Genomic DNA, 26,843 nt, shown 5'->3' with positions numbered 1-26,843 from the left:
CCGGCGTCGCTGGGGCGGGACGTTCTCCGGTCCCGCCGTGGGCAGGTCCGGCCACTTTTGCGGTGCGCCTCTTTCCGGTTGGGACGGGGAAGCCTAACGTGGGAAGCACAAGGCCGCCCGACCGCCGTCGTTCGTCGCCGATTGCCTGCCGCCTGCCGCATAAACCCGGGCACCCGGCAGAACCGTCGCAGCCCTGGCCGCCGGGTTGGGTAGGGTGCCTCAGAGCAGATGCGCACGAATCTCGAGGAGGAGACATGGCCGAAGCGCCAGACAACAGGGCGGGTTCAACAGGGCAGGAAGGATCGGTGGCCACAGACCCGGCGCTTCCCCCCACCGCCGTGGACGACGCCGTCCGCGATGCCGAGGACAGGAAGTGGACGCCGGGGAAGATCGCGCTTTGGGCTGCGATCTCCCTCCTCGGCGGCGTGGCATGGTTCATGCTGGCCATCGTCCGCGGGGAAACCGTTAACGCGATCTGGTTTGTGTTCGCCTCGGTCTGCACCTACCTGATCGGGTACCGGTTCTACTCCAAGGTCATCGAACGCTTCATCACCAGGCCCGATGACCGCCGTGCCACTCCCGCCGAATACAAGGCGGACGGCAAGGACTACGTCCGGACGGACCGGAACGTCCTGTTCGGCCACCACTTTGCCGCCATCGCAGGTGCCGGGCCGCTGGTTGGTCCCGTCATCGCCGCCCAGATGGGCTACCTGCCGGGCACCATCTGGATCATCGTGGGTGTGGTCCTGGCCGGAGCCGTCCAGGACTACCTGGTGATGTTCTTCTCCATGCGCCGCGGCGGACGCTCACTGGGCCAGATGGCCCGCGAGGAACTCGGCGTCATCGGCGGTACCGCCGCGCTGATCGCCACCCTGCTGATCATGGTGATCATCGTGGCCATCCTGGCGCTCGTCGTCGTCAACGCACTGGGTGAGAGCCCGTGGGGTGTCTTCTCCGTGGGCATGACCATCCCGATCGCCCTGTTCATGGGCGTCTACCTCCGCTACCTCCGGCCGGGCAAGGTCATGGAGGTCTCCATCATCGGTTTCGTCCTGCTGATGGCCGCCATCATCGGCGGCGGAATCGTGGCGGAAACCGCCTGGGGCGCGGACATCTTCACCCTGGACAAGGTCACCATCGCCTGGGGCCTGATCGTCTACGGCTTCATCGCCGCGATCCTGCCGGTCTGGCTCCTCCTGGCACCGCGCGACTACCTGTCCACGTTCATGAAGATCGGCGTGATCGTGATGCTCGCCCTGGCCATCATCGTGGTCCGGCCGGAGATCAACGTCCCGGCCTTCAGCGAATTCGCCGGCAGGGAAAACGGGCCGGTATTCCCCGGTGCCCTCTTCCCGTTCCTGTTCGTCACCATCGCGTGCGGCGCACTGTCCGGGTTCCATGCGCTGATCTCGTCCGGTACCACCCCGAAGCTGGTGGAGAAGGAACGCCAGACCCGGTACATCGGTTACGGCGGCATGCTCATGGAGTCCTTCGTGGCCATCATGGCCCTGGTGGCTGCCATCTCGATTGACCGCGGCCTCTACTTCGCCATGAACGCGCCGGCCGCGCTGACCGGCGGTACCGTGGAAACCGCCGCCACCTGGGTGAATAGCCTGGGCCTGGCCGGGGTGAACATCAGCCCCGAGCTGCTGTCCGAAACCGCCCGCAACGTGGGGGAGCAAAGCGTCGTGTCCCGCACCGGCGGCGCCCCCACGCTCGCCGTGGGCCTGGCGCACATCATGCAGCAGTTCATCGGCGGCACGGCGATGATGTCCTTCTGGTACCACTTCGCCATCATGTTCGAAGCCCTGTTCATCCTGACGGCCGTGGACGCCGGAACCCGCGTGGCCCGTTTCATGTTGCAGGACTCCATCGGCAACTTCGTCCCCAAGTTCAAGGAAGCCTCCTGGCGGCCGGGAGCCTGGCTCTGCACGGCCATCATGGTGGGAGCCTGGGGAGCGGTCCTGCTCATGGGCGTCACCGATCCGCTCGGCGGCATCAACACCCTGTTCCCGCTGTTCGGTATCGCCAACCAGCTCCTGGCGGCCATCGCCCTCTCCGTCTGCCTGGCCATCGTGGCCAAGCGCGGCACGTTCAAGTACCTGTGGATCGTGGCCCTGCCGCTGGCCTTCGCGGCAGTGGTAACCATCACCGCCAGCTACCAGAAGATCTTCTCGCCCACCCCCGCCGTCGGCTACTTCGCCAACAACGCGGCGTTCAGCAAGGCCCTGGCGGACGGCAAGACGGAGTTCGGCACCGCCAAGACGGTCACCGCCATGGAAGCAGTAGTCCGCAACACCGCCATCCAGGGCTGGCTGTCGGTGATCTTCGTGGTCCTGAGCATCATCGTGATCGCGACGGCGGTGCTCGCCACCATCAAGGCTTTCCGCACCAGGGGTGCCGGGACGGCCACGGACAACGAGGACCCGGCCCGGCCCTCACGCGTGTTCGCGCCCGCCGGCCCCGTCCCCACGGCCGCCGAGCGCGAACTGCTTGCCGAGTGGGAAAAGGTTCCGGCAAACCTCCGGTTTGAGCGGGCAGGCCACCACTGATGGGCGCCGGGCTGGCGGTACTTTCCAACGGGTTCCGGGGGTTCGCCCGGTACCTCAGCGGTGTCCTGGGTGCCGACGCGTACGCCAAGTACCTGGAACACCACCGCTCCTGCGGCCACAGCGGACCACCGCTGACCGAGCGCGAATTCTGGCGGGACCGGACGGACCGCCAGGACGCCAACCCGCAGGGCCGCTGCTGCTGATTTAGCCCTCAGCGGACGCCGCGACCGCAGGCTTCATGGAGTGGAGTGGCTTTCGGATCGCTCATGAGAGTATGAACGCATGAGCGATCCGAAAGACACCCAGGCAGCTGAGGACCTCCCCGTCGAAGGCACCACCATCGATGACGGCCAGCCGGCGGCCCAGGCGGAGCCACGGGACGGCGGCAGGCCGCGCGGCAGCAACCTGCAGGACCTTGTGGATGAACCGGCCAAGGTGATGCGGATCGGCACCATGATCCGGCAGCTCCTGGAAGAGGTGAAGTCTGCCCCGCTGGACGACGCCGCCCGTGGCCGGCTCGCCGAGATCCACGAACGCTCCATCAAGGAACTTGAGGACGGCCTGGCACCGGAACTCGTGGAGGAACTGGACCGCATCAGCCTCCCCTTCACGGATGACGCCACCCCGTCCGACGCTGAGCTGCGCATCGCCCAGGCGCAGCTTGTGGGCTGGCTGGAAGGCCTGTTCCACGGAATCCAGACCGCAATCGCCGCCCAGCATGCCGCCCAGCAGCAGGCCGCCGCGCAGATGCAGCTCCGCCAGCTCCCCCCGGGAACCATGATCGCCCCCGGCGTGGTGATCGGTGAAAACGGGGAGCCGCAGCGCGCCCCCGCCGGCCAGGCGCGTACTGGCGCCCCGGCCCCCTCCGGCAAGCGAGAAGATCCGGACCACGGTCCCGGGCAGTACCTGTAGGGCTCCGGTTGGGGTTCTTCAGCGCCGCCAGGCAGGGGCGCAAGGATGATGCGGAACTGGGCAAGGGGTTGTGGCGGCGCGCGCACGACCGCTTCCACCGGGGACTGGACCGCTTCCACCAGGTGCTGGAAGGGGTTGAGGACGACCAGCTCTACGCGGAGCTGGTGGAAATCGCCAACGCGCTTGCCGGACTGATGGACCGGGTCCGGGCGGTCTGCATGGAGGCCCAGCGCCGGGCCCCCAGCGAAGGGCTGGACATTCCGGTGGCGCTGTCAGGCGTGCACCGTGCACTCTCCAAGGCGGGCAATTCACTCGCGACCACGGCGGAGGCGGCAGCCATGCTCCGGCTCGCCGTGGGCCCTGTCCCGGTGGGCGCTGCTTCCGTGCGCCGCCGGGCCGAGGCCGTCTTCGAACAGGTGGCCGACGCCGAACGGCATCTTGCCGCCGATCCGCCCCAACCCTGATTTATTCCCGCCAACGGAGCAGATATTCCGTGTTAAGCGCCTGGCTGACAGGGCCGGAAAACGGCACGGCGGCGGTGGCCGGTTTGGCAGGATGAATGCATGACTCTTTCACCTACTCTGACTTTCAACGACGGAAACACCATCCCCCAGCTGGGCTACGGCGTATGGCAGGTGGAGGACGACGTCGCGGAAAAGGTTGTCCGCCAGGCGTTCGAAGCCGGCTTCCGCCACATCGATACCGCCAAGATCTATGGCAACGAGGCAGGCGTGGGACGCGCCATCGCCAGTTCCGGCCTGACCCCGGAGCAGATCTTCATCACCACCAAGCTGTGGAACGCGGACCAAGGCTACGAGTCCACCCTGACGGCCTTCGAGGAGTCCATGGACCGCCTCGGCCTGGAGACGCTGGACCTGTACCTGATCCACTGGATGCAGCCCAAGCAGGACAAGTACGTGGACACGTGGAAGGCCCTGATCGAACTCCAGAAGCGCGGACGGGTCAAGTCCATCGGCGTGTCCAACTTCACGGCGGAGGGCCTGCAGCGGCTGATCGACGAAACCGGTGTGGTTCCGGCCATCCACCAGATTGAACTCCACCCCTACTTCAGCCAGCGTGAGCTGCGCGAATTCGGTGCCTCCAAGGGCATCCTGACCCAGGCCTGGTCCCCGCTGGGCCAGGGCGGCGAACTCCTGGAGGACGCCACGGTCGCCGGCATCGCCGCCAAGCACCAGGCAACTCCGGCGCAGGTCGTCATCGCCTGGCACCTGGCCATCGGCAACGTGGTCATTCCGAAGTCTGTCACCGAGTCCCGCATCCGCGAGAACTACGCTGCACTGGACGTCACCCTGGACTCCGAGGACATCGACGCGATCAACGGCCTGGACCGGACCGCCGCCGGTGAAGGCAGGATCGGCCCCGACCCGGCAGTCTCCGACTTCGCCTGACACGGCCTTCCCTGCTGCACGGTTAACCAGGCATCAAGGACCAGGTATCAGGGACACAGGAACCCGCACACCCCGGCCAACCCGGAGGGTGCGGGTTCCTTCCTTTAATGCTCCGTACCAGCGCGCCTGAACGCGAGGCCGCGACGAACCAAAGGAATCAGGCGGCAAGCCGGGCAGGCTCGACGGTGACAGCGTCGATAACGGCCCAGCTGTCCTCGCCGGAGCAGTGCCGGTCCGCGAAACGCTGGGCCTCTGCCATGGTGTCGAAGGTCTCGGACCGGGAACGCCCACAGTCGGCGTCGAAGTACGTGACGTGAAATTCCTGAACGTTGTTCTCCATGAATCCAGTGTGCAACCGGGGTCTGACATTTACAGGAACCGGCCCCGCGTGTTGCCGGGGGAGGCCATAAGACACGGCGTCATGGCAAAGAAACTGTTCCTGCGGGGAACCCGGTCGGCGAGCCGCCCCAGGGGAAGTGGGGCGTGGTGGGCCGGCGACGGCTGGGGGAGGCGCCGTGGTCTCAGCGGCGCCCTCATCGCCGGCCCTGGCATCAAGGTACGGGGGAATGACAGGCGGCACGTGAGTGGTCACTACCTGTTTTGCAGCCGGCCGGGAACAAGTTTCCGTCATTGACTACCGGGCAGGGGAGTCCGGCTAGGCTGTGACCATGCAGGTTGGAGATGCCCCCGAAGACGCCCCGGACAAGGACAACGCCACCAGGCACATCAACCGGGAGTTGGCCCGGCGGCGAGGCTGGATGCTGACAGTTGCGGTGGGCTTCGCCCTGCACCTCCTGAGCGTCGTGGTCGGCCTCAAACCCGTGGCACCGTCGTGCGGCAGCCCCCTCATTCCACACAGCGGGGCCGCGGAGCTGTCCGACGCCCAGCTGGTCACCACCGGCTTGGCCGCGGAATGCTACCGGACCATCGATTCCGCTGCCGTTCCGGTGTGGCTGCTGATGGGTGCAGGCATCGCACTGGTTCTGGCGGGAGTGACCGTCAGGATCATTGGTATCCGCAGGTCGCTTGCTGCCCTAGGAGCCTGACCGGCAGGACATCGCTGCCGTTACGGACCCCCTACGGGTTCTCCAGCCGCAGGACGCGTTCCCGGGCGAGCAACGCCGCCCTGGCCGCCTTGTCCGCTTCCCGCTGGGCCTGTTTGGCTTCGGCAGAAGTGCCGGCCAGTTGCTTTTTGGCCTGGTCCAGGCCGGTTTCGGCGGCCTTTAGCCGCGCCCGCAGCCCTTCGATTTCCTCCCGGAGCGAGGCGATGGTGCCAGCGGCCTGCTGTGCCAGTTCCTGGACTTCTTGGGAGCGGCGCGCGGAGTCCGCTTCCTCCGCCTCGGCCGCCGCCAACGCCGCCTTGGCCTTTTCCACGGCCGGCCGTGATGCCGTGCGCGGCGTCTGCCGGACAGCCTCGAGCCGTGGTTTGGTGGCCCGGGGACCGGACGCGCGTTCCGCCGTCGTCCGGGCTGTCCGTGCCGGAGCGGCCTTGTCAACGTCCGGTGGCGGTGCGGGGGAAGCGTCCGCCGGAAGCGCGCTTGGGACCGCCACGGCGCCGTCGAGGTCTGCGGCGCTGACGCCGTCGGCGGACAGGGTTTTCAGGAGCCTGCCGCTGCGGACCGCTGCCGCGGCACCCTCGTCTGCCGTCAGGGCCCGGAGGGTTTCCTCGACGTCGCCGGCGATGGTGTCACTGAGTGCCCGGCCCTGCCGCTCGACGACGGTACGGGCGGCCTCCACGGCGGAGGCCAGCATGGTGCGCCGCTCGCGTGCCAGGTCCCGCAGGGCCTTGGCGTCGAGGGACGCCTGTGCGGTCCGCATGCGCAGGCCCAGGCCGGCCAGTTCGTCGAGGACGTCCGGATCATGGACGGCCAGCATGTTCACCGCCCAGGCACCCACGGACGGTTTCGCGAGGCCACGGACGGCCGCGCCGAGTTCCTTGTCCTGCCCCGAGGCTTCCTTCGCGGCCGCGGTACGGGCCGCAATGAAGCCATCGAGGGGCGCGGCGTAGAGCCTGTTCGCGATACCGGCCAGGGACTCTTCATCCATGTCCGCCATCTTAGGCTGACGTGCCGGCCGGCCCCTCCGGGCGGCGCCGGCCGGAGCGGATCTGCGTTCGGCTCCGGTGAAACGCTGCCCTGTTGCTGCGGCGTCCGGCACGGTATGTTGCTCGAATGGACGATACATATCAGGTCATCGTGGTGGGCGGCGGTTTTGCGGGCAAGGCGGCGGCGCAGGAATTGGGCCGCAAGGGCGTCCGGGTGCTGCTGATAGACGCCAACAACTATCAGCAGTTCCAGCCGCTGCTGTACCAGGTGGCGTCGTCCCAGATCGGGGTGTCGGCGGTGGCCCGGCCGCTCCGCGCCGTCTTCCGCGGAATCAAGGGCGTGCGGGTGCTGACGGCTGAAGTTACGGCTGTGGACGCCGCCACGCGCACCGTGACCACGGCGGACGGGGCCACGTACCGGGCACAGTTCCTGGTCCTGGCCACAGGTGCCGTGCCCAACTTCTTTAATACCCCGGGAGCTGAGGAGCACGCGTACCCGCTGTACTCGGTGTCCGACGCCACCAGGCTGAGTGTTGCCCTGACCGAGGCCCTTGACGAGGCAGACCGCGGGGCCGGCGGCAGCCCCGACGTCGTGGTGGTGGGCGGCGGGCCCACCGGTGTGGAGACCGCCGGGGCGTTGGCCGAGAACATCAAATACATAGTGCCGAAGTACTTTTCGTCCGAACTGGCATCCCGCTGCCACGTGCACCTCGTGGACATGGTGCCTAACGTCCTGATGGCCTTTTCGGAGAAATCACAGAAGTACACCCGGGACCGGCTGGGGAAGCTGGGTGTCCAGCTCCATATGGGGCACAGCGTCACGGAGGTCCGCCCGGACGGCGTCACTTTGGCCGACGGGACTGTCATCCCGGCGCAGATCGTGGTGTGGGCCGGCGGCCTGCAGGCAGGAAAGATCATCGCGGAGTCGGGGCTGCAGCAGGGAAGGGGAGGCCGCATCGATGTGCAGCCGGACCTCACTGCGCCGGGAGTCGACGGCGTGTACGTCCTGGGTGACTCGGCGAACATCACGGACGCCAAGGGGGCGAAGCTGCCGCAGCTCGGTTCGGTGGCGCAGCAGTCAGGCAAATGGGCTGCCCGAAACATCCACGCCGACCTCACCGGCGGCACCCGCCAGCCCTTCCGGTACGTGGACAAGGGGTACATGGCCATGGTGGGCAGGGGCGCTGCCGTAGCGGAACTGGGACCGCAGCGGATCCAGCTGCAGGGGCCGCTGGCTTTCCTGTCCTGGCTGGGCGTGCACCTGGCCCTGCTGCCGGGGCTGCAGCAGAAAATCCGTGCCCTCTTTTCCTGGGCGGTGGGCTACGTAACCCACAGCCCGTCACAAGTGGTGGTGGGCCGGCCGGACTAGGGTTCGCCCGTCGGCCGTCGGTGCCCTCCAGGCGGGAGCCGGCGACGGCTGGAGGTGGCATCGGGATCTCAGACGATGCCAACGCCGCCGGCTCCGGCTTCCACGGTAGGAACGGTTCCTGAAGGGAACCCGAATATTCGGATGGTGTTTCCGCAGGGTTTATATGCTGCACCGTGCTGGGGTGGGCCGGCGACGGCTGGGGGAGGTGCTGGTCTCCATGAAGCACCATCGCCGCCGGCCCCAAGCACTACCGTATGGTCCGTGAACCGGTTTCGCCTGAGTGGTGGCTACGTGTTTCCGGCGCAGATGCTACCTGCGGCGGTTTAGACCCTTCGACGGCTGTGGGAGCCCATCCTCCACCAGGAACAGACTGAACCGCCTGCGGCGCGGAACTCGCTTATTGTCAAGCTGATAATTACTTGGTAGATTTTTAATTATCATTTTGATAATTAAGGACGGAACCACGATGACAACACTGCTCGACTGGATGAATTCCGCGGCACTCCCCGACCTGTTCGGCGCCCCCGTGAGCTGGATTGAAGTCATCGGCTTCGTTACCGGCGCAGCCTGTGTGTATGGCGTCGCAAAGCAGAAGCTGTGGAACTGGCCGGTCGGGATCCTGAACAACGTCGCGTTCATTCTCCTGTTCCTGGGCGCCGGCCTTTATGGCGAAACGCTCCTGCAGGTCATCTTCGCCGCCGTCGCCGTTTACGGCTGGATCAACTGGATGCGCGGCAACGCCAACACGGAGGCGAAGAACGACCTTCCCATCCGGAACGCCACCGCCAAGGAGTCCTTCGTCGGCATCGGCGCCACCATCGCCGGCACTGCCGCTGTAGCCTTGATCCTCACCCACGGGACTGATTCCCAGGTGCCCTGGCCGGACGCCTTCGTCCTTACCGCGTCCCTGCTGGCAACCTATGGCCAGGCCAAGAAGATCTTCCAGCACTGGTACGTCTGGATCCTCATCGACGTCGTCTCCATCCCGCTGTACTTCAGCCGCGGCCTGACCCTCACGGGCGTCCTCTACGTCGGGTTCCTCGCGCTGTGCGTCTACGGCCTCATTGACTGGAAGCGCACCCGTACCGCCGAAACCACCGCCGCCCTCACGACCATCACCGCAGGAGCCTGACATGTTCAACCAGTCCATGGTCATCGGCAAGTTCTACCCGCCGCACGCCGGCCACGCCCACCTGATCGCCACCGCGGCCACCCAGTCCAGGAAGGTCGCCGTCCTCGTCCTGGGTAACCGGTTCGAATCCATCACGGTCGCCGAGCGGGCCACATGGCTCGCTGCCGAGTTCGAGGACACCAACGTGCAGGTGATCGCGATGCCGAACGATTGCCCCGAGGACTACCACTCCGGGGAAATCTGGAAGGCCCAGAACGAGCTCATGCGCCTGGCCCTGAAAAGCCACGGCATTAGGGCCATTGACGCCGTCTTCAGTTCCGAGGAGTACGGCACCCAGCTGGCCGAATACTTCAGCGCCGAGCACGTCCTCGTGGACCTGTCCCGGGCCACCTACCCGGTCAGCGGCACGCTTTGCAGGGACGATTTGGGAGCGGCCTGGCCGTACGTGATCGCACCCGCCCGGCAGGGGTTGGCCACCCGGGTCATCATCGTCGGGGCCGAATCCACCGGCACCACTACCCTGACCAAGGCGCTGATGGAGCACTACCGCCCCCGGTTCCCGCGGATCGCCGACGTTCCGGAATACGGCCGGGACTACACCTACAGGAAGTTCGACGCCCTTCGGGCCGACAAACCGGACGCCGTACTGGCCGACATGGTCTGGACCGCGCGGGACTTCAGCGTCATCGCCACCCGGCAGAACGAGCTCGAGAACGCAGCGGCCGCTGCCTGCCCGCTGGTCATCGCCGACACCGACTCCCTCGCCACCACCCTGTGGGAGCGGTTCTACGTGGGGGAGCGCAGCTACGGCTCCTACAACGCCATGGACCACCTGCCCCGCCGGGACCTGTACCTGATCACCGACCACGACGGCGTCGCCTTCGAAGACGACGGCTGGCGCGAAGGCGAACACCGACGGGCAGAGATGACCGAGTGGTTCAAGGAGACACTGACCGCGGAGGGCCACTCCTGGATCCTCGTCACCGGGAACCACGAACGGCGGATGAAGACCGCCACTGAGATCATTGACCTGATCCTCGCCCAACGCAACGGCTTTACCTCTCCGCCCTGGGCTACCCGCACGGTACTCGATGGAGCAACCGTATGAAGGGCTCGAATGCGGAGCAGGACTACCTTGAGTCGTACCGGCCCGGCGACTACCCCTCGGTCGCCCTGACCGCCGACCTGGTCGTTTTCGCCATCACCGGAGGCGTCCTGCAGGTAGCGTTGGTACGCCGCGGCGCCCACCCCTTCAAGGACCAGCTGGCCTTGCCGGGCGGGTTCGTTGGCCCCCGCGAATCGGCCGACGACGCCGCCCGGCGGGAGCTGGCGGAAGAGACAGGCCTCGACCTGGGCAACTTGCCCGTCCACATCGAGCAGCTGGCCACCTACACGGGTCCGCTGCGGGACCCCCGCATGCGTGTGGTGTCCGTAGCTCACCTGGTACTGCTCGCCACCGACGGCAGCGCCTTGCCTGAGGTCTCCGCGGCGTCCGATGCCGCCGGCGCCGGGTGGTACCCGGTCTATGACATCCTGCACGGCCATCACAGCGGGCCACTGGCCTTCGACCACTCCATGATCCTGCTGGACGGGCTGAACCGGCTGGCCGGAAAGATGGAGTACACCACCGTCGCCGCCCAATTACTGACCGAGGAGTTCACCCTCTCGCAGCTGCGGACCGTGTATGAGGCGGTCTGGAACGCACCCCTGCCGCCCGGCAACTTCACCCGCAAGATGACACCCCAGCTGGAGGACACCGGGAAGAAGACCCGAGCGCCGGGCGGGGGAGCTCCGGCGGCCCTGTTCCGCGCCACCGACAGGCACATCCACCCACCGTTGGCAAGGCCAAGGACAAATTTGTAACGCTGCAGCCACCCAGGCCCTGCAAGCAGACGTCGCGGGAATATCCGACTACGCCAAAAGTGGAGCCTCCGGCCGAATTCGCCGCTTAACCAGCGAAAAACCCCCCCAAAGCCCTGAGAGTCAGGGCAATAGGGGGTTTATCCCGAGCTTCCTATCAGAATCGAACTGATGACCTTTTCATTACGAGTGAAACGCTCTACCGACTGAGCTAAGGAAGCACCGCGTGAAGTTCCCGGAAAATCCCGGGCGCCTCATGCAAGAGTCAACTGTAGTAGAGTCCCGGCGCCCGGGTCAAAATGGACGCCCACGCTCGGGGTAAGGCTTTCAGCACACGGTGTTGTCGGCCGGTACCTGGCCGCTCACCAGGTAGCTGTCCACCTTGTCCTCAAGGCAGCTGTTGGCCCTGCCGTAGGCCGTATGCCCCTCGCCCTCCCACGTCATCAGCGAGGCGTTGCCCAGCTGTTTGCGCAGCGAGGACGCCCATTCAACCGGTGTGGCGGGATCTCCGGTGGTGCCGATGACGACGATGGGCGCCTCCCCGTTGTACTCCACTGGGGCGGGCGTGCGGACGTTCTTGTACGGCCAGTCGGCGCAGTTGATGCCGCCGTAGGCGAAGTAGTAGCCCAGTGTGGGGGATTCCTGCATGAGCCGCTGCTGCTCGGCCCGCATGGCCGCAGGGTCGGAGACCATCGGGTAGTCCAGGCAGTTAATGGCGTTGAAGGCAAACGTCGAGTTAGACGTGTAGGTGCCGTTGGAGGACCGGTCGGCGCCGAGATCGGACAACCGCAGCATCAGGCTCACGTCGCCGGTCATGGCCGCCTCCAGCGCCTGGGTCAGGGCGGGCCAGCTCTGGTCGTTGTACAGCGGGGTGATAAGCCCGCTGACGAACATGGTGGCGTTGACCACCCTGCCGTCCTTGGCGGTACGGGGCTGCTGTTCCACGGCGTTGATCAGGTCGCGGATCTGCTGCACTCCGCCGTCGACGCCGCCGCTCAACGGGCAGTCCTTCTGCTGTTCACAGCTGGCAACGTAGGTCCGCACCGCTTTTTCGAAGGCCACGGCCTGGCCGCTGGTCAGTTCCTCGTTGCCGATGGCCGGGTCCAGCGCACCGTCGAGCACCATCCGGCCCACGTTGTCCGGAAACAGCTGCGCGTAAGTGGAACCGAGGAATGTTCCATAGGAGTACCCCAGGTAGTTCAGCTTGGTGTCGTTGACGACGGCCCGCAGCACGTCGAGGTCCTTGGCCGCGCTTTGGGTGTCGATGTGGCCCAGTGACGGTCCCGTCTGCGCCGCACACTTCTCCGCGATGGCCTTGTTGTCCGCCCTGGCGGCGGCCAAGCCGGCGTCGGTTTCAAGGTCATAGATTTTGGCGCGGGCCTCATCACGTTCGGCATCGGTCATGCAGGTGACCGGCGCCGAGCGCTTCACGCCGCGGGGATCAAAACCCACCAGGTCATAGGCGTCACGGACCGGCTGCGAGAAATGCGTAGTTGCCGCGTCCTTGACGAAGTCGTAGCCGGAAGCGCCCGGACCGCCGGGGTTGACCAACAGGCTCCCCGTTTTCTTGCCGGTGCTGGACGCCCGCAGGGCTGCGATCTGGATGGTGTCCCCGTCAGGCTTGGCGTAGTCCATGGGCACCGTGATTTTGGCGCACTGGAACTGGCCTTCACAGGGTTCCCACACCACTTCCTGTGAATAGAACTTCTCCAGCCCGGCCGGCGCCGAAGCCACAATGGAGGGGTCCGCCTTGGCCGTGGCGGCCTCCTGCTTGCGGTCGCCCCCGTTGAGGAGGCTGCACGAGGCCAGGACCAAGGCGAGGGCCATGGCCCCGGCGGCACGGACCGCCAGCATCAGGGAGCGGTGGCGTGCGGGCAGGGGGCGGGCAGTCATCGTGTCTCCTTGGAGGGCTGGATCAGGCTGGCTGCCATGGACTCAATGGCCAACAGCGGGGCAACGTTGGTGGTGGTGATTCGTTCACGGGCTTTGTTGATGGCGTCCATCCTGGCCAGGGTGGTTTCCGGGGTGGACCGCGAGGCGAACTCCTCCAGTTCACCCCTCAGCTCAACGTTCACCAGGTCAACAGCATTCCCAAGCTGGATGATCAGGACATCCCGGTAGAAGGACAGCAAATCCGTCAGCGTGCGGTCCAGTGAGTCGGTGATGGACCGCTTGGCCCGCCGTTTCTGGTCGTCCTCCAACTGCCTGACCTGGGCACGCATCGAGGGCGGCAGGGTGCCAGACTCGGGAGCGCCGAGCGTGGCCAGCAGGGCGGCCTTTTCCGCAGCATCGCGTTCTTCGTTGGAACTGGTGGCCTCGGCAGTGGCGATCTTCACCAGTTTGTCCGCCATCATGACCGCCGCGGTCACACCGCGAAGGCCCAGCGGGAACCTGACCGTTTCCAGCCGGCGTTCCCGGGCCGCAGGGTCGCGGGCCAGCCTGCGGGCGATGCCCACGTGGCTTTGGGCCGCCCTCGCCGCGCGTTCGGCCAGGGCGGGGTCCACGCCGTCGCGCTTCACCAGGAGCGCCGCGACGTCCGCGGCGGGCGGGAGCCGCAGCGCCACGCTGCGGCAGCGCGAACGGATGGTGACCAGCACGTCGGCGGGGGAGGGGGCGCAGAGCATCCACACGGTCCGCGGGGTGGGTTCTTCAATTGCCTTGAGCAGGACGTTGGTGGTGCGTTCGGCCATCCGGTCGGCATCCTCCACCACGATGATCCGCCAGCGGCCGGAGGAGGGCCTGTTGCCCGCGGTGGCCACGAGGTCGCGGGCTTCGTCGATGGTGATGGTGACCTTTTCGGTGCGCACGAACGTCACATCGGAATGCGTTTCGCCCAGGATGGTGAGGCACGCGTGGCACTGCCCGCAGCCGCGAAGGTTCACGTCCTCCTGGTCACAGTTCAGGGCGGCAGCGAACGCCTTGGCCGCGTTGGAACGCCCGGATCCGGGCGGCCCGGTGAACAACCATGCGTGCGTCAGCGCCTCACCGCGGGAGGCCTGGCGCAATTGGTCGACGACGGCGGGCTGGCCCTGCAGGTCATCCCAGACGGTCACGGGGTACTGCCGCCCTGCACGCCGCCGGCGGCAACGGCGCCTGTCCGCGAATCCGGCACAGCAGCAAGCAGTGCCTCCACGCGCTCCAGGATGTCAGCGGCGAGCTCGTCCACCGGCCGGCTGGCCGGCAGCACCAGGTAGGACCCGGGCCGGAGGGCTGCCAACCCAAGGAAGGCTTCGCGGATCCGGGAGTGGAACTCGTCCGCCTCGGACTCCAGCCTGTCCTCGGCTGCGTCCCCGGCGGTGCGCCTGGTCCTGCCCACTTGGGGTTCGACGTCCAGCAGGACGGTGAGGTGGGGCTGCAGCCCGGACGTGGCCCACTCATTAAGGGAGCGCACGGCGTCCATTCCGAGGTCCCGCCCGGCACCCTGGTACGCCACGGAGGAGTCAATGTACCTGTCGGTCAGTACGATCTCGCCCCGCTCCAGCGCCGGACGGATCACCTGGACCGCGTGGGCTGCGCGGGACGCAGCAAAAATGAGCGCCTCGGTATGCGCGTCGATATGGCCGTGGCCGTGATCCAGTACCAGGGAACGGAGCTTCTCGCCGATGGGGGTGCCGCCCGGCTCACGGGTCCGCAGCACGGACAGCCCGCGGCGTTCGAGTGCTTCGGCCAGCTTTGCGGCCTGGGTGGACTTGCCGGCGCCGTCGCCGCCTTCGAACGCGATGAAAAGTCCGGCACTCTGATTGCTCACCGTTCAAGCCTACCGACCGGCAGGGACATTCACCGATCCGGGCGGGGCCATGTGGACAGTGGCACTGTGCCGGGGCCTTAACGGGAGCCCCGCGGCCAAACAGTACGCTGGTCTCCATGAGTCTTTCGCACGAGCAGTTGGCCGGCCTGTCCGCCGAAACCGTGGTGGTCGCCTCGGGCCGGCCGCCACGGGACAGGGACCAGCCGGTCAATCCGCCCATCGTCCTTTCCTCCACCTACTTTGGCACCGGCCCGCTTGGTGACGGGGACCGTGGCTACGGCAGGTACTCCAACCCCACCTGGGACCCGTTCGAAGAGGCCCTTGGCCAGCTGGAAGGCGCCGAGCTCCCCGGCCTGCTCTTTGCCTCTGGCCTGGCCGCCGTGAGCGCAGCCCTCTCCCTGGTTCCCGCCGGCGGGGTGCTGGTCATGCCCACCCACAGCTACTCGGGAACCCTGGTGATGGCGGCGGAGCTGGCGCAGAAAGGCTTCATCGAGTTGCGGACAGTGGACATCGCCGATACCGGTGCGGTCAAGGAGGCACTGGCCCCGGCGGGGCCGGACGCCAAGGCCGCGGCGATGCTGTGGCTGGAAAGCCCCACCAACCCCATGCTGGGCATCGCCGACATCCCCGAACTGACCGAGGCCGCGCACGCCGCCGGCGCCATGGTGGTCACGGACAACACGTTCTCCACCCCGCTGGTCCAGCAGCCCCTCACCCTGGGGTCCGACGTCGTGCTCCACTCGGTGACCAAGTACCTTGCGGGGCACTCCGACGTCGTCCTCGGCGCCCTGGTGACCTCCAACGCTGACATCCGCGCGGCACTCCTTCACCACCGGACCATCCACGGCGCCATCGCCGGGCCCTTCGAAGCGTGGCTGGCGCTCCGCGGCCTGCGGACCCTCGCGCTCCGGGTGGAAAGGTCCCAGGAAACCGCCGCGGTCCTCGCCGGACGCCTCAGCAATGATCCCCGCATCGAATCCGTGCGTTTCCCCGGCCTGCCCGGCGACCCCGGCCACCAGCGTGCCACGTCCCAGATGAAGGGGTTCGGCTCCATCATCTGCATCCAGATGAAACCGGCCGGCGCCCTGACCGGCGCCGACGCCGCGGACAAACTGGTGGGCGCGGTCAAGCTGTGGCTGCCGGCCACCTCGCTGGGCGGTGTTGAGTCGCTGATCGAACGCCGACGCCGGCACGCCGCGGAACCGGCGAGCGTTCCGGAAAACCTGATCCGCCTCAGCGTCGGAGTGGAAAATGTTGAGGACCTTTGGGCGGACCTGCGGCAGGCGCTGGACACGCTGGGCGGCTAGGCTGGGCTTGTGGACGGTGAACTGATTATTCGGCCTGTGGAACAGGCAGTGTTCTTTATCCTTGCCCTGGTTGCCCTCGGCCTGGAACTGTGGGCCGTGGCCGACTGCGCCCGGCACAAAGCGAACGCCTTCGAAGCGACCGGCAAGCGGACCAAGGCGTTCTGGCTGGCCCTGACCGGCGGCGCTGCCCTGGTGGGTGTCATCTCCCTCTTTGCGAGCGGCGGCATCTTCGGAACCCTGGGACTGTTCGGACTGGCCGCGGTGGTCGCTGCATCCGTCTACCTCGCCGACGTCCGCCCCGCAGTCAAGGACGCCGGCCGTGGCGGCAGCCGCAACATGGGGCCCTACGGCCCTTGGTGACCTTCCGGCAGGCGGTGGCGGGCCCTTAGGAGTTGGGTGCCACGGCCTCCCACGCCACGGTCAGCTCGCCGAGGCGCCACCTGGCTGGCCCGTCCTGGACCGGCCAGCCGGCAGCGCGCAGCGCCCTGCACATGCCCTGCCAGCGCTGCCGGTTCCCGAACGACGCCAGCGGCGCGCACTCCAGCCAGGCCTTGTCCATGGCCTGCAGCAGGGCATGCACGGGTTCGCCGGGTACGTTCCGGTGAATCAGGGCCTTGGGCAGGCGCTCCGCCACGTCGGACGGCATGGTGAAGCCACCGAAGCGTACCGAGATGCTCAGTGACAGGGGGCGTTCGGGATCCAGGGCCACCCAGGTCACGCGGCGGCCGATCTCGTCACAGGTGCCGTCGATGAAGAGTCCGTCCGGGGCGAGCCGGCCCTGGATCAGCCGCCAGATTCCGGCAACATCGGCTTCCTCGTATTGCCGCAGCACGTTGAAGGCGCGGACCAGGACGGGACGCCCGGCAACAGGCAGCTCGAACCCGCCCACCTGGAAACTGAGGCCTGGCCGTTCAAGGGGGAGGGCGGCGCGCACCCGCTCAGGCTCAATTTCGATCCCGCACACGCGGACGTCCGGGCGGACGACGGCGAGGCGTTCAAAGAGCTCGACGGCGGTGGCCGGCGTTGCGCCGTACCCCAAGTCCACCACCAACGGGTTTTCCGCCCTGCGCAGCCGCCAGGCCTGCGGTCCGGCCAGCCACCGGTCCACGCGGCGCATCCGGTTGGGGTTCGTGGTGCCGCGGGTCACGTTGCCCACCGGCCGGCCCTGCCTGCCGGGAAGCCTCCTGCCGGTGATCTCGGGCGAGCCCACCCGTTCAGCCTTTTGCACCACCGCCCCACTGTATCCCCCAGCCCGCTGTAACGCTGGGCGGGCGGCAACACTGCTCGGCTAGGATGAAATTCATGACTTACAAGCTGATTCTGCTGCGCCACGGCCACAGCGAATGGAACGCCAAGAACCTGTTCACCGGCTGGGTGGACGTTGACCTGAACGACCAGGGCCGCGCGGAAGCAGCGCGCGGAGGTGAGCTGCTGGTGGAGAACAACATCCTGCCGGATGTCCTTTACACTTCCCTGCTGAAGCGGGCCATCAACACGGCGAACATCGCCCTGGACAAGGCTGACCGCGGCTGGATCCCGGTCAAGCGCGACTGGCGCCTGAACGAACGCCACTACGGTGCGCTGCAGGGCAAGGACAAGGCCCAGACCCTGGCCGAGTTCGGTGAAGAACAGTTCATGGAATGGCGCCGCTCCTACGACACCCCGCCGCCGCCGCTGTCCGACGACTCGGAGTTCTCGCAGGCCAACGATCCCCGCTATGCGGATCTCGGCGACGCCCTGCCGCGCACGGAGTGCCTGAAGGACGTCCTGGTCCGGCTGCTGCCGTACTGGGAGTCCGATATCAAGGCCGACCTGAAGGCGGGCAAGACCGTGCTGGTCACCGCGCACGGCAATTCCCTGCGTGCCCTGGTCAAGCACCTGGACGGCATCAGCGACGACGCCATCGCCGGCCTGAACATCCCCACCGGCATCCCCCTGGTCTACGACCTGGACGAGGACTTCCAGCCCGTCAAGCCGGGCGGCACCTATCTGGACCCCGAGGCCGCCGAGCAGGCCATCCTCGCCGTCGCCAACCAGGGCAAGAAGTAAGACTTCGCGGTTCTTCGCCGGGTGCTCGGTCGTTCCTCCCTTAGACGCACTCCGGCCGAAGAACGCGCTACGTCGACCGTGATACGTACGACGGCGGGCTGGTCACCTGGGTGACCAGCCCGCCGTCGTTATCTCTGCCGGGTTTCCCGTTCCTAGCTGTGCTCGGTGGCGTTGGGCTGCCACGCACCCGTCACCAGGTAGGTGACCTTCTGGGCCACCGAAACGCCGTGGTCGGCGAAGCGCTCGAAGTAGCGGCTGGCCAGTGCCACGTCCACGGTGGTGGCCGGCGACTCGGCCCACTCGGTGGCGGCTATGGCCTTGAAAACGCTCAGGTGGAGGTCGTTGATGGCGGCGTTGGCCTTCATGATGTCCCGGGCCACTTCGAGGTCCCGGGTTTCCAGGAGCACGGTGAGCTTGTCGGCGATGACCTGGTCCAGCTCCGCCATGTGCTTGAACGTTTCGGTCATCGAGGCCGGGATGACGGTGGCGGGGAAGCGCAGCCGCGCGAGCTGCGCGATGTGCCGGGCGAGGTCGCCCATCCGCTCCAGGGACGCGCTCATCCGCAGCGACCCCACGATCATCCGCAGGTCGCTGGCCACGGGTCCCTGCAGGGCAAGGATGTCGATGGCCCGCTCGTCGAGGCTGTTCTGCAGGAAGTCGATGCGCGCGTCCGCGGCGATGACATCCTGGGCGAGGTCCACGTCCGCCACCTCGAAGGATGTGGTGGCCTTGTCGATAGCTTCGCTGACCAGCCGGGAGATCTCCACCAGCTGGTCACCGACCTGGGTGAGTTCTTCCTGAAAAACCTTACGCACGTAGGCGTCCTTTCCTTGGAACTCCTGCACACCCGCGTCAGGGCAGCAGGAATCGTCTCGCCTTTCGGCACTCCAACTGGATACTTTGCCAGTATCCGGTGAACGGTTGAACCCCTGCAGGTGAACGTTAGTTGAACCGTGGCTGCAGCAGCCCCGGACGCGCCGATACGCCAACGGCAAGAGCATAAGGTGGACCTGTGGATCCTATGTTCATCGGCCTGGTCGCGGGCCTCGTCGGCCTGGCGCTGGGCACCTTCGGCGTGCTTGCCTTCCGGGTCAGCGAGAAGCAGCGGCAGTTGCTTGACATCGACGCCGATGAACCGGGGTTGCCGGACGGCGCCGCGGAAGTCCTCGCCGTCGTCGGGCGCGCCTTCGTGGTGGTGGACGCGGTGGACGGCGTGGTCAGGGCCAGTCCGGCCGCCTACGCCTACGGGCTGGTCCGCGGGCACACCGTAGTGCACAAAGAACTGCTGGACATGACGGCAGGCGTCCGGCGCGATGGCGTGATCCTCGAAAAGACACTCGAGCTTCCCCGAGGGCCGCTGGGGCAGGGCACCATCATCGTCCAGGTGCGGGCGGCCATGCTGGGCGAGGAATATATCTTGCTGCTCGCCGATGACCGCACCGAGATCACCCGCACCGAGGAGATCCGCAACGACTTCGTTGCGAACGTGTCGCACGAGCTCAAGACCCCGGTAGGTGCCATCTCCCTGCTCGCCGAGGCGCTGGAGTCCTCGGCCGACGACGAAACGGCCGTCCGGCGCTTCGCCAAACGGATGCACAAGGAGTCGGGCCGCCTGGCCGCCCTCGTTCAGGACATCATCGAGCTCTCCCGCCTGCAGGGCGCCAGTGTCATCCAGCAGGGCGGACCGGTGGACGTCAACGCCGTCATCGCCGAAGCCGTGGACAGGTCCCAGCTTCCGGCCGAGAGCAAGAACATCACGATTGTGGTGGGCGGCCGGACGGCGGAGAAGGTCTTTGGTGACCAGGACCTCCTGGTCACCGCGCTGCGCAACCTGATCGACAATGCCATCCGGTATTCACCGCCCAACACCCGTGTGGGCATCGGCGTCCGCTCCAAGGAAGGCCTGGTGTCCATCTCGGTGACGGACCAGGGCGAGGGCCTCAGCGCCGAAGACCAGGAGCGGGTATTCGAACGCTTTTACCGCGTGGACGCCGCACGGTCGCGGCATACCGGCGGCACCGGCCTGGGGCTGAGCATCGTCAAGCACGTCGCGTCAAACCACGGGGGAGAGGTGACCCTGTGGTCCCAGCCCGGCCAGGGCTCCACTTTCACGCTCCGGCTTCCGGAGATGGAGGATTCCGTGGCCGGAGCGGCCGATCCCGAACCCGGACCCCCTGTTGCCCCGGCGGACCCGCCAGCGGACCGCCAGGTGGGGCTGGGTCCCGGGGAACAGGGCCCGGGAGGGCAGCGCCCGGAAGAGCCTGATGTCACCCAAGTACCACGCGCCGCAGGCGCAAAAGAACGAGGAGCCAACGCTTGAGCAGGATCTTGATTGTGGAGGACGAGGAGTCGTTCAGCGACCCGCTGTCCTATTTGCTGGGCAAGGAGGGGTTCGAAGTCGAGGTGGTGGACAACGGCCTGGACGCCATCACCGAATTCGACCGCAACGGCGCCGACCTGGTGCTGCTGGACCTGCAGCTTCCCGGCCTGTCCGGCACCGAGGTGTGCCGGCAGCTCCGGCAGCGCTCATCGGTTCCGGTGATCATGCTGACCGCCAAGGACTCGGAAATCGACAAAGTGGTGGGGCTGGAACTTGGCGCCGACGACTACGTCACCAAACCGTATTCGTCCCGCGAACTCGTGGCCAGGGTGCGGGCGGTGCTGCGCCGGCAAGGCGAGCCCGAGGAACTGATTTCCTCCACCGTGCAGGCGGGCCCGGTCCGGATGGACATCGAACGCCACGTGGTCAGCGTCGACGGCGAACAGGTCCTGCTGCCGTTGAAGGAGTTTGAGCTGCTGGAGATGCTGCTGCGCAACTCCGGCCGGGTGCTGACCCGGGGGCAGCTCATCGACCGTGTCTGGGGCTCGGACTACGTCGGTGACACCAAGACGCTGGACGTCCACGTCAAGCGGCTCCGCGGGAAAATAGAGCCCGATCCCTCAACACCGCGGTACCTGGTCACGGTCCGGGGGCTGGGCTACAAGTTCGAGCCCTAGCTCCACGGCCGGGCACAGCAAAGACGGCGGGCACAGCAAAGGGGAGGAGCCGGATGGCTCCTCCCCTTCGTCATGCCTTCACCTGCTGCGGGCAGGGGGCCGGCGCCTAGTGGTTCGAGGCGCCGGACTCGGAAGCAGTGGGAGACGGCGTTGCCGAGCTGCTCGGCGACGGGGTGCTGCCGGCCGGGAGGTATTCCTTGTACTCGGGCAGGGTGGCGTCCAGGACCGGCACCTTCACGGTGTTGCTGACGTTGGTGCCGTCCTCGCTGACCTGGATGTCCACCAGCGAACCGGGCTTGCCGCCGCTGGTGCTGAGGATGGCCTCGTCGGTGGTGTCATTGAGCAGTGTGGAGGAGTTTGCCTTGACGGAAACTTCGGTCTGCGATCCCTCGGCGCCCTTCATGGTCAGCTTCACGTCCTGCGAAGAGGAGTTGTAGACAGCGCCGATGACGCGTCCGGGCTGGTCGTCGCCGGAGGAGACGATCAGGATGTTCCGCAGCTTAAGCGGGCCCAGGTCGGCCCGGATGCCGTCGGAAGCGGAGTACTGATGGTTCGTCTGCTGGGGCGTGATGTAACCGCATCCCGCGGTCAGCAGGCCTACGCCCAGGGCGGCAGCCGTCAGCGCCAGCTTGCCGCGTCGGGCCCGGTTCATCGCAGTGAAACGCACGTCACGTACTCCTTGAAAGACTTGAATGATTATTCAGCCCATAGCCTATCCGCAAAGGGGCTCAAACGCGGATTCGGGGCCGTCACATCATCCTTGGCAGCGCATGCGCGATGCACTATTATCCGCTTTCGTCAAGGGGTCTAAGGGGGTTGATTGGGCCGATTTTCCGCGTATTTCTGCGGTTGAAGGCCTCTTCCGCGGCCGGTCATATGCCTGAATCGTGATAAACTGGTCTGCGGGAAAGGGGAAATGTCCACATGGTATTTGAGGTCGGCGAGACAGTAGTTTACCCTCACCACGGTGCTGCGAAGATTGAAGAAATCAAGATGCGCACCATCAAGGGCGAAGAGAAGATGTATCTCAAGCTCAAGGTGGCTCAGGGTGATCTGACCATTGAAGTTCCAGCAGAAAACGTTGACCTTGTTGGGGTCCGGGACGTAGTGGGCAAGGAAGGCCTGGAGCACGTGTTTGATGTGCTCCGCGCCGAGTTCACCGAAGAGCCCACCAACTGGTCGCGCAGGTACAAGGCAAATCTGGAGAAGCTTGCTTCCGGTGACGTCATCAAGGTGGCAGAGGTCGTCCGCGACCTGTGGCGCCGGGATCACGACCGGGGCCTTTCCGCAGGCGAGAAGCGAATGCTGGCCAAGGCCCGGCAGATTCTGATTTCAGAACTGGCGCTGGCCGAAAAGACCGACGAAGAGAAAGCGGCAAGCGTTCTCGACGAGGTCTTGGCTTCCTAAGAATTGAGCCCCGGCGGCACGCAAGTGCCGCCGGGGCTTCTTTTTTGCCCGGGGAAAGCCGTGTCCGCCCTGGGGCCGGCCCATGCCCGGGCACTTCCGCCGTGCGGGACGTAGGCTAGTCGGCATGAGTGAAACTCCCAACCGCCTGGTGACCGCTGTGATCCTCGTGGCGGCCGGCTCCGGCCAGCGCCTGGGTTACGGCATGCCCAAGGCGGCAGTGCCCTTGGGCGGTGAAACGATCCTGATGCATGCCCTCCGCGGCATCGTCGCGTCCGGGGTGGCCAGCCAGGTCTGCGTCGTGCTGCCCGAGGGCGACGACGGCCTCCGCGCCCAGTGCGACGCCTTCCGTGAGGAACTGGCCGACGGCGGCCCGCTCCTGACAGCCGTTGACGGCGGCGCCACGCGGGCCGACTCCGTTCGCCAGGGCATCGCCGCTCTCATGGACGGCATCGAGGCCGTCCTGGTGCATGACGCCGCCCGCGCACTCACGCCCGAATCGGTGTTCCACCGCGTTGCCGACGCCCTTGCCGCCGGCGCCGAGGCCGTCATACCGGCGGTCCCGGTCGTGGACACGGTCAAGACCGTGGCGCCCGCGGCAGACGGGGACGGCACGGTAGCCCCGGAGGTTGTGACCGGGACCGCCGCGCGCGGAAACCTGCGCGCCGTGCAGACCCCCCAGGGCTTCCGGGCCGCCACCCTCCGCGATGCGCACCAGGCCGCCCGGACACTGGACCCGGAACAGGCCGCAGCCGTCACGGACGACGCCATGCTGGTGGAGATGGCCGGAACCCCGGTGCACGTTGTCCGCGGTTCAACCCAATCCCTCAAGATCACCACCCCCCTCGACCTCATTTTTGCCGAAGGCCTCCTGGAGGGTCCCCTCGGCGCGAGGTGGGTGGAAGGATGAACGGCCCCAACATGATCATTCCGCGTACCGGCATCGGACTGGACGTACACGCCTTCGCGGCCGAGGAAGACCCGCGGCAGTTGTGGCTCGGCGGCCTCCTCTGGCCGGGAGAACGCGGCCTGTCCGGACACTCGGACGGCGACCCTGTGGCACATGCGGCAGCGGATGCCCTGTTCTCGGCCGCCGGAGTAGGGGACCTGGGCACCCACTTCGGCACCGACCGGCCCGAGTTCGCCGGCGCCTCCGGGGTGACCCTGCTGGCCGAGGCGGCGCGCATCGTCAGGGCCGCCGGCTTCGACATCGGCAACATTGCCGTGCAGTTCGTGGCCAACCGGCCCAAATTCGGTCCCCGCCGCGAGGAGGCCCAGCAGGTCCTGTCGGATGCAGCCGGTGCGCCCGTCAGCGTCACCGCCACGACCAGCGACGGCCTGGGCTTCACCGGCCGCGGCGAGGGCATCTCAGCGGTGGCCACCGCCCTGGTGTACCCGCGCCACCACGAAGGCATCGGGCAATCTGCATCGGCTAATCTGGAGCGGTGACCCTGCGCTTCTATGACACTGCCTCCGCCGAAGTCCGCGACTTCGTCCCCCTCGTCGAGGGAAGGGCCAGCCTCTACTACTGCGGGGCCACAGTGCAAGGCATGCCGCACGTGGGCCACATCCGCTCCGCCATCGCCTTCGACCAGCTCACCCGGTGGCTGACGCACCGCGGGTTGCGCGTCACCGTGGTGCGGAATGTCACCGACATCGATGACAAGATCCTGGCCAAGTCCGAGGCCTCCTTCGCTCCTGGCTTCCAGCCGGAAACAGGTGAAGTGCGCGGTGAAGAGTGGTGGGCGCTGGCCTACCGCTACGAGCAGGAATTCCTGAAGGCCTACGACGCCCTGGGAGTCTCCCGCCCCACCTACGAACCCAGGGCCACGGGCCACATCCCGGAAATGCATGCCCTGATCCAGCGCCTGATCGACCGCGGCCACGCCTACCCGGCACTGGACCGCTCCGGAGACGTCTACTTCGACGTCCGCTCCTGGAGCAAATACGGCGCGCTGACCCGGCAAAACATCGACGACATGCAGGCCGCCCCGGACGCAGATCCCCGCGGCAAGAAGGACCCGCGCGACTTCGCCCTCTGGAAAGGGTCCAAGGCAGGCGAACCTGCCACCGCCAGCTGGGCCTCGCCGTGGGGTGCCGGCCGGCCGGGCTGGCACCTCGAATGCTCCGCCATGGTCACTAAATACCTAGGCACGGAATTCGACATCCATGGCGGCGGCCTGGACCTGCGCTTCCCGCACCATGAGAACGAGATGGCCCAGTCCCAGGCGGCGGGCCACGCTTTCGCGAACTTCTGGATGCACAACGGCATGGTGACGTACGAGGGCGAGAAGATGTCCAAGTCCATCGGCAACACCATCAGCCCGGCCGAGATGCTCGAACTCGCCCCGCCGCGGGTGGTGCGCTACTACCTCGGCCAGGCACACTACCGTTCCGTCCTGGATTACCGGCCCACCTCGCTGCAGGAGGCTGCGGCCGCCGTCGAACGCATTGACGGGTTCCTGGCCAAAGCCGTGGCCCGCTTTGGCACGGACTTCGGCTTCGTGGCAGGCGACTTTGGCGCCTCCACCGGCAATGTCGAGGCCTTTTACGCGGCCATGGACGATGACCTGAACGTCCCGCGCGCCCTGGCAGCGCTGCACGAGACCGTCCGGACGGGAAACACCGCCCTGGCAGGCGGCGACGACGACGCCGCCCGGACGGCGATGTACGCCGTTGGCATCATGACCGACGTCCTGGGGCTCAACGCCGTCGCCGGCGCCGATCCCTCAAACAGTGCGGAAGCCGGGGCGCTTGCGGTCTTGGTGGATGCGCAGCTCGCAGCCCGTGCGGACGCTCGTGCCCGGAAGGACTGGGCCGCCTCAGACGCTATCCGCGACACCCTCAACCAGGCCGGCGTCGTCGTGGAGGACGGCCCCGACGGTGCCACGTGGAGCCTGAAGCGCGCGTAACCGTACGCCGCCCGCCGTGGCCCCGCGGATTTTTTCCGGGTCAGTAGACTGTTAGGCAGACTCAGCCAACACAATCAAGGGTGGAACACTATGGCCAACAATGGTCGCCGATCGGTTAAAGCGAAGAAGGGGCCGACCGTCGGAACCGGTGGCCATGGCCGCAAAGCCCTCGAAGGCAAGGGACCCACGCCCAAAGCGGAGGACCGCGTCTACCACAAGGCCCACAAGGCCAAGCAGCTCTCCGAACGTTCCGCCGCCAAGCGCAACGCCGGTGCCCGCAGCGCCGGCGCCGGCAAGTCCGGCCCCAAGGGACGCGCCACGGAGGAAGTGGTCACGGGACGCAACTCCGTGGTGGAGGCGCTGCGCGCCGGCATCCCCGCCAAAGCCCTGCACGTGGCCATCCGCATCGAAATGGATGACCGGGTCAAGGAATCCCTGAAGCTGGCCGCCGAGCGCGGCATCCCGCTGCTGGAGACCAGCAAGCCGGAACTGGACCGGATGACCGAGGACGCCGTCCACCAGGGCCTCGTCCTGCAGATCCCGCCCTACGACTACGCGGACGCCTACGAGCTCGCCGAAGAAACCGTTGACAAGTGGAAGAAGGGCCACATTGCCAACGCCCCGCTCTTCGTTGCCCTCGACGGAATTACCGACCCCCGGAACCTCGGCGCGATCATCCGCTCAGCGTCAGCGTTCAGCGGCCACGGCGTCATCGTCCCCGAACGCCGTTCCGTGGGCGTCACGGCCTCTGCCTGGAAGACCAGCGCCGGCGCGGCGGTCCGCGTCCCGGTGGCGCGTGCCTCCAACCTCAACAGCGCCCTCAAACAGTTCAAGAGCATGGGCATCTTCGTGCTGGGGCTCGACGGTGACGGCGACGTTTCGCTGCCGGACCTGACGCTGGCCACCGAGCCCGTGTGCATTGTGGTGGGTTCGGAAGGGAAAGGCCTCAGCCGCCTGGTCCGGGAAAACTGCGACCAGATCGTCTCGATCCCCATCGACTCCGCCATGGAATCGCTGAACGCCTCCATGGCGGTGGGAATCACGCTGTACGAGGTCTCCCGCCAGCGCGCGGCGAAGTAGCCTCCGCCGGGTTCCCGCGCAGACCCTGCGGGTTACCGCTGTTCTGTGACGTTGGCGCAGGCCAGGTG

Annotated in this window: 28 protein-coding genes and 1 tRNA gene; 20 read left to right on the top strand and 9 right to left on the bottom strand. The window is 66.9% G+C overall.

Features of this window, described 5'->3' with window-relative positions:
- The first annotated feature begins 254 nt into the window (after positions 1-254).
- The 5 genes from AS031_RS14120 (at position 255) to AS031_RS14100 (ending at position 4,873) form a co-directional block, all read left to right on the top strand.
- Positions 255-2,552: a carbon starvation CstA family protein gene (locus AS031_RS14120; RefSeq protein ID WP_058268804.1), complete on the top strand. Its 2,298-nt coding sequence runs from the start codon at positions 255-257 to the stop codon at positions 2,550-2,552.
- Positions 2,552-2,755: a YbdD/YjiX family protein gene (locus AS031_RS14115; RefSeq protein ID WP_058268803.1), complete on the top strand. Its 204-nt coding sequence runs from the start codon at positions 2,552-2,554 to the stop codon at positions 2,753-2,755. The genes AS031_RS14120 and AS031_RS14115 overlap by 1 nt, the downstream gene beginning before the upstream one ends.
- A gap of 79 nt (positions 2,756-2,834) precedes the next feature.
- A complete protein-coding gene (locus AS031_RS14110) occupies positions 2,835-3,464 on the top strand; it encodes a bacterial proteasome activator family protein (protein WP_058268802.1) in 630 nt (209 codons plus the stop codon).
- Between the two features lie 8 nt (positions 3,465-3,472).
- Positions 3,473-3,928 (top strand): hypothetical protein, encoded by a 456-nt coding sequence (locus AS031_RS14105; RefSeq protein ID WP_058268801.1) that lies wholly within the window; start codon positions 3,473-3,475, stop codon positions 3,926-3,928.
- 99 nt (positions 3,929-4,027) lie between these two features.
- The gene (locus AS031_RS14100) at positions 4,028-4,873 is read left to right on the top strand and encodes an aldo/keto reductase (RefSeq protein WP_058268800.1); all 846 of its coding nucleotides are present in this window, start codon (positions 4,028-4,030) and stop codon (positions 4,871-4,873) included.
- A 157-nt stretch (positions 4,874-5,030) separates the two neighbouring features.
- Here AS031_RS14100 and AS031_RS14095 read toward each other — a convergent pair whose 3' ends face one another.
- Positions 5,031-5,213 (bottom strand): hypothetical protein, encoded by a 183-nt coding sequence (locus tag AS031_RS14095; RefSeq protein ID WP_058268799.1) that lies wholly within the window; start codon positions 5,211-5,213, stop codon positions 5,031-5,033.
- A gap of 328 nt (positions 5,214-5,541) precedes the next feature.
- Between AS031_RS14095 and AS031_RS14090 the strand changes: the two genes are divergently transcribed.
- Positions 5,542-5,919, top strand: a complete 378-nt coding sequence (locus AS031_RS14090; protein WP_058268798.1) for a hypothetical protein — start codon at positions 5,542-5,544, stop codon at positions 5,917-5,919.
- Between the two features lie 31 nt (positions 5,920-5,950).
- Here the strand turns inward: AS031_RS14090 and AS031_RS14085 are convergent, their stop codons facing one another.
- Positions 5,951-6,919 carry a hypothetical protein gene (locus tag AS031_RS14085; protein ID WP_058269032.1) on the bottom strand — a complete coding sequence of 323 codons (969 nt, stop codon included), beginning with the start codon at positions 6,917-6,919 and terminating at the stop codon, positions 5,951-5,953.
- Between the two features lie 125 nt (positions 6,920-7,044).
- Here AS031_RS14085 and AS031_RS14080 point away from each other — a divergent pair, with 125 nt between their 5' ends.
- The 4 genes from AS031_RS14080 (at position 7,045) to AS031_RS14065 (ending at position 11,281) form a co-directional block, all read left to right on the top strand.
- On the top strand, positions 7,045-8,286 hold the full coding sequence (locus tag AS031_RS14080) for an NAD(P)/FAD-dependent oxidoreductase (protein ID WP_058268797.1): 1,242 nt from the start codon (positions 7,045-7,047) through the stop codon (positions 8,284-8,286).
- Positions 8,287-8,752: 466 nt separating this feature from the next.
- On the top strand, positions 8,753-9,418 hold the full coding sequence (pnuC, locus tag AS031_RS14075; RefSeq protein WP_058268796.1) for a nicotinamide riboside transporter PnuC: 666 nt from the start codon (positions 8,753-8,755) through the stop codon (positions 9,416-9,418).
- Position 9,419: 1 nt separating this feature from the next.
- Positions 9,420-10,526: an AAA family ATPase gene (locus AS031_RS14070; protein WP_058268795.1), complete on the top strand. Its 1,107-nt coding sequence runs from the start codon at positions 9,420-9,422 to the stop codon at positions 10,524-10,526.
- Positions 10,523-11,281: an NUDIX hydrolase gene (locus AS031_RS14065; protein ID WP_058268794.1), complete on the top strand. Its 759-nt coding sequence runs from the start codon at positions 10,523-10,525 to the stop codon at positions 11,279-11,281. Before AS031_RS14070 ends, AS031_RS14065 begins: the two co-directional genes overlap by 4 nt.
- A gap of 145 nt (positions 11,282-11,426) precedes the next feature.
- Here AS031_RS14065 and AS031_RS14060 read toward each other — a convergent pair.
- From AS031_RS14060 to tmk, 4 genes are all read right to left on the bottom strand, one after another.
- A tRNA-Thr gene (locus tag AS031_RS14060) sits at positions 11,427-11,499 on the bottom strand.
- A gap of 106 nt (positions 11,500-11,605) precedes the next feature.
- A complete protein-coding gene (locus tag AS031_RS14055; RefSeq protein WP_058268793.1) occupies positions 11,606-13,171 on the bottom strand; it encodes an alpha/beta hydrolase in 1,566 nt (521 codons plus the stop codon).
- On the bottom strand, positions 13,168-14,331 hold the full coding sequence (locus tag AS031_RS14050; RefSeq protein ID WP_058268792.1) for a DNA polymerase III subunit delta': 1,164 nt from the start codon (positions 14,329-14,331) through the stop codon (positions 13,168-13,170). The genes AS031_RS14055 and AS031_RS14050 overlap by 4 nt, the downstream gene beginning before the upstream one ends.
- Entirely contained in the window at positions 14,328-15,026 is a 699-nt protein-coding gene (gene tmk / locus AS031_RS14045; RefSeq protein WP_058268791.1) for a dTMP kinase, read from the bottom strand. Before tmk ends, AS031_RS14050 begins: the two co-directional genes overlap by 4 nt.
- 116 nt (positions 15,027-15,142) lie before the next feature.
- On the opposite strand from tmk, the gene AS031_RS14040 reads away from it, so the two are divergent.
- Entirely contained in the window at positions 15,143-16,333 is a 1,191-nt protein-coding gene (locus tag AS031_RS14040) for a trans-sulfuration enzyme family protein (RefSeq protein WP_058268790.1), read from the top strand.
- Between the two features lie 9 nt (positions 16,334-16,342).
- Complete coding sequence (locus AS031_RS14035) at positions 16,343-16,693, top strand: DUF2516 family protein (protein ID WP_058268789.1); 351 nt, start codon at positions 16,343-16,345, stop codon at positions 16,691-16,693.
- A gap of 25 nt (positions 16,694-16,718) precedes the next feature.
- On the opposite strand, the gene AS031_RS14030 is transcribed toward AS031_RS14035, so the two are convergent.
- Positions 16,719-17,564: a class I SAM-dependent methyltransferase gene (locus AS031_RS14030; RefSeq protein ID WP_176716552.1), complete on the bottom strand. Its 846-nt coding sequence runs from the start codon at positions 17,562-17,564 to the stop codon at positions 16,719-16,721.
- A gap of 71 nt (positions 17,565-17,635) precedes the next feature.
- Between AS031_RS14030 and AS031_RS14025 the strand changes: the two genes are divergently transcribed.
- Positions 17,636-18,382, top strand: coding sequence for a phosphoglyceromutase (locus AS031_RS14025; RefSeq protein WP_058268788.1), 747 nt, complete (start codon positions 17,636-17,638; stop codon positions 18,380-18,382).
- A 152-nt stretch (positions 18,383-18,534) separates the two neighbouring features.
- Here the strand turns inward: AS031_RS14025 and phoU are convergent, their stop codons facing one another.
- Positions 18,535-19,197: a phosphate signaling complex protein PhoU gene (gene phoU / locus AS031_RS14020; protein ID WP_058269030.1), complete on the bottom strand. Its 663-nt coding sequence runs from the start codon at positions 19,195-19,197 to the stop codon at positions 18,535-18,537.
- Between the two features lie 206 nt (positions 19,198-19,403).
- Between phoU and AS031_RS14015 the strand changes: the two genes are divergently transcribed.
- Both AS031_RS14015 and AS031_RS14010 read left to right on the top strand, forming a co-directional pair.
- On the top strand, positions 19,404-20,702 hold the full coding sequence (locus tag AS031_RS14015) for a sensor histidine kinase (RefSeq protein WP_058268787.1): 1,299 nt from the start codon (positions 19,404-19,406) through the stop codon (positions 20,700-20,702).
- Positions 20,699-21,379 carry a response regulator transcription factor gene (locus AS031_RS14010; RefSeq protein ID WP_058268786.1) on the top strand — a complete coding sequence of 227 codons (681 nt, stop codon included), beginning with the start codon at positions 20,699-20,701 and terminating at the stop codon, positions 21,377-21,379. The genes AS031_RS14015 and AS031_RS14010 overlap by 4 nt, the downstream gene beginning before the upstream one ends.
- A 106-nt stretch (positions 21,380-21,485) precedes the next feature.
- On the opposite strand, the gene AS031_RS14005 is transcribed toward AS031_RS14010, so the two are convergent.
- Positions 21,486-22,031, bottom strand: coding sequence for a hypothetical protein (locus AS031_RS14005; RefSeq protein ID WP_058268785.1), 546 nt, complete (start codon positions 22,029-22,031; stop codon positions 21,486-21,488).
- 272 nt (positions 22,032-22,303) lie between these two features.
- Here AS031_RS14005 and AS031_RS14000 point away from each other — a divergent pair, with 272 nt between their 5' ends.
- From AS031_RS14000 to rlmB, 5 genes are all read left to right on the top strand, one after another.
- A complete protein-coding gene (locus tag AS031_RS14000; RefSeq protein WP_011690592.1) occupies positions 22,304-22,786 on the top strand; it encodes a CarD family transcriptional regulator in 483 nt (160 codons plus the stop codon).
- A 124-nt stretch (positions 22,787-22,910) separates the two neighbouring features.
- The gene (gene ispD, locus AS031_RS13995) at positions 22,911-23,693 is read left to right on the top strand and encodes a 2-C-methyl-D-erythritol 4-phosphate cytidylyltransferase (RefSeq protein WP_058268784.1); all 783 of its coding nucleotides are present in this window, start codon (positions 22,911-22,913) and stop codon (positions 23,691-23,693) included.
- Complete coding sequence (gene ispF, locus AS031_RS13990; RefSeq protein WP_058268783.1) at positions 23,690-24,232, top strand: 2-C-methyl-D-erythritol 2,4-cyclodiphosphate synthase; 543 nt, start codon at positions 23,690-23,692, stop codon at positions 24,230-24,232. Before ispD ends, ispF begins: the two co-directional genes overlap by 4 nt.
- Entirely contained in the window at positions 24,229-25,695 is a 1,467-nt protein-coding gene (gene cysS, locus AS031_RS13985) for a cysteine--tRNA ligase (protein WP_058268782.1), read from the top strand. The genes ispF and cysS overlap by 4 nt, the downstream gene beginning before the upstream one ends.
- Positions 25,696-25,785: 90 nt before the next feature.
- Complete coding sequence (rlmB, locus tag AS031_RS13980) at positions 25,786-26,775, top strand: 23S rRNA (guanosine(2251)-2'-O)-methyltransferase RlmB (protein ID WP_058268781.1); 990 nt, start codon at positions 25,786-25,788, stop codon at positions 26,773-26,775.
- Positions 26,776-26,843: the final 68 nt, after the last annotated feature.

This window comes from Pseudarthrobacter enclensis, assembly GCF_001457025.1.
Lineage (GTDB): Bacteria > Actinomycetota > Actinomycetes > Actinomycetales > Micrococcaceae > Arthrobacter > Arthrobacter enclensis.
This window is presented reverse-complemented; position numbering and strand designations above follow the sequence as displayed.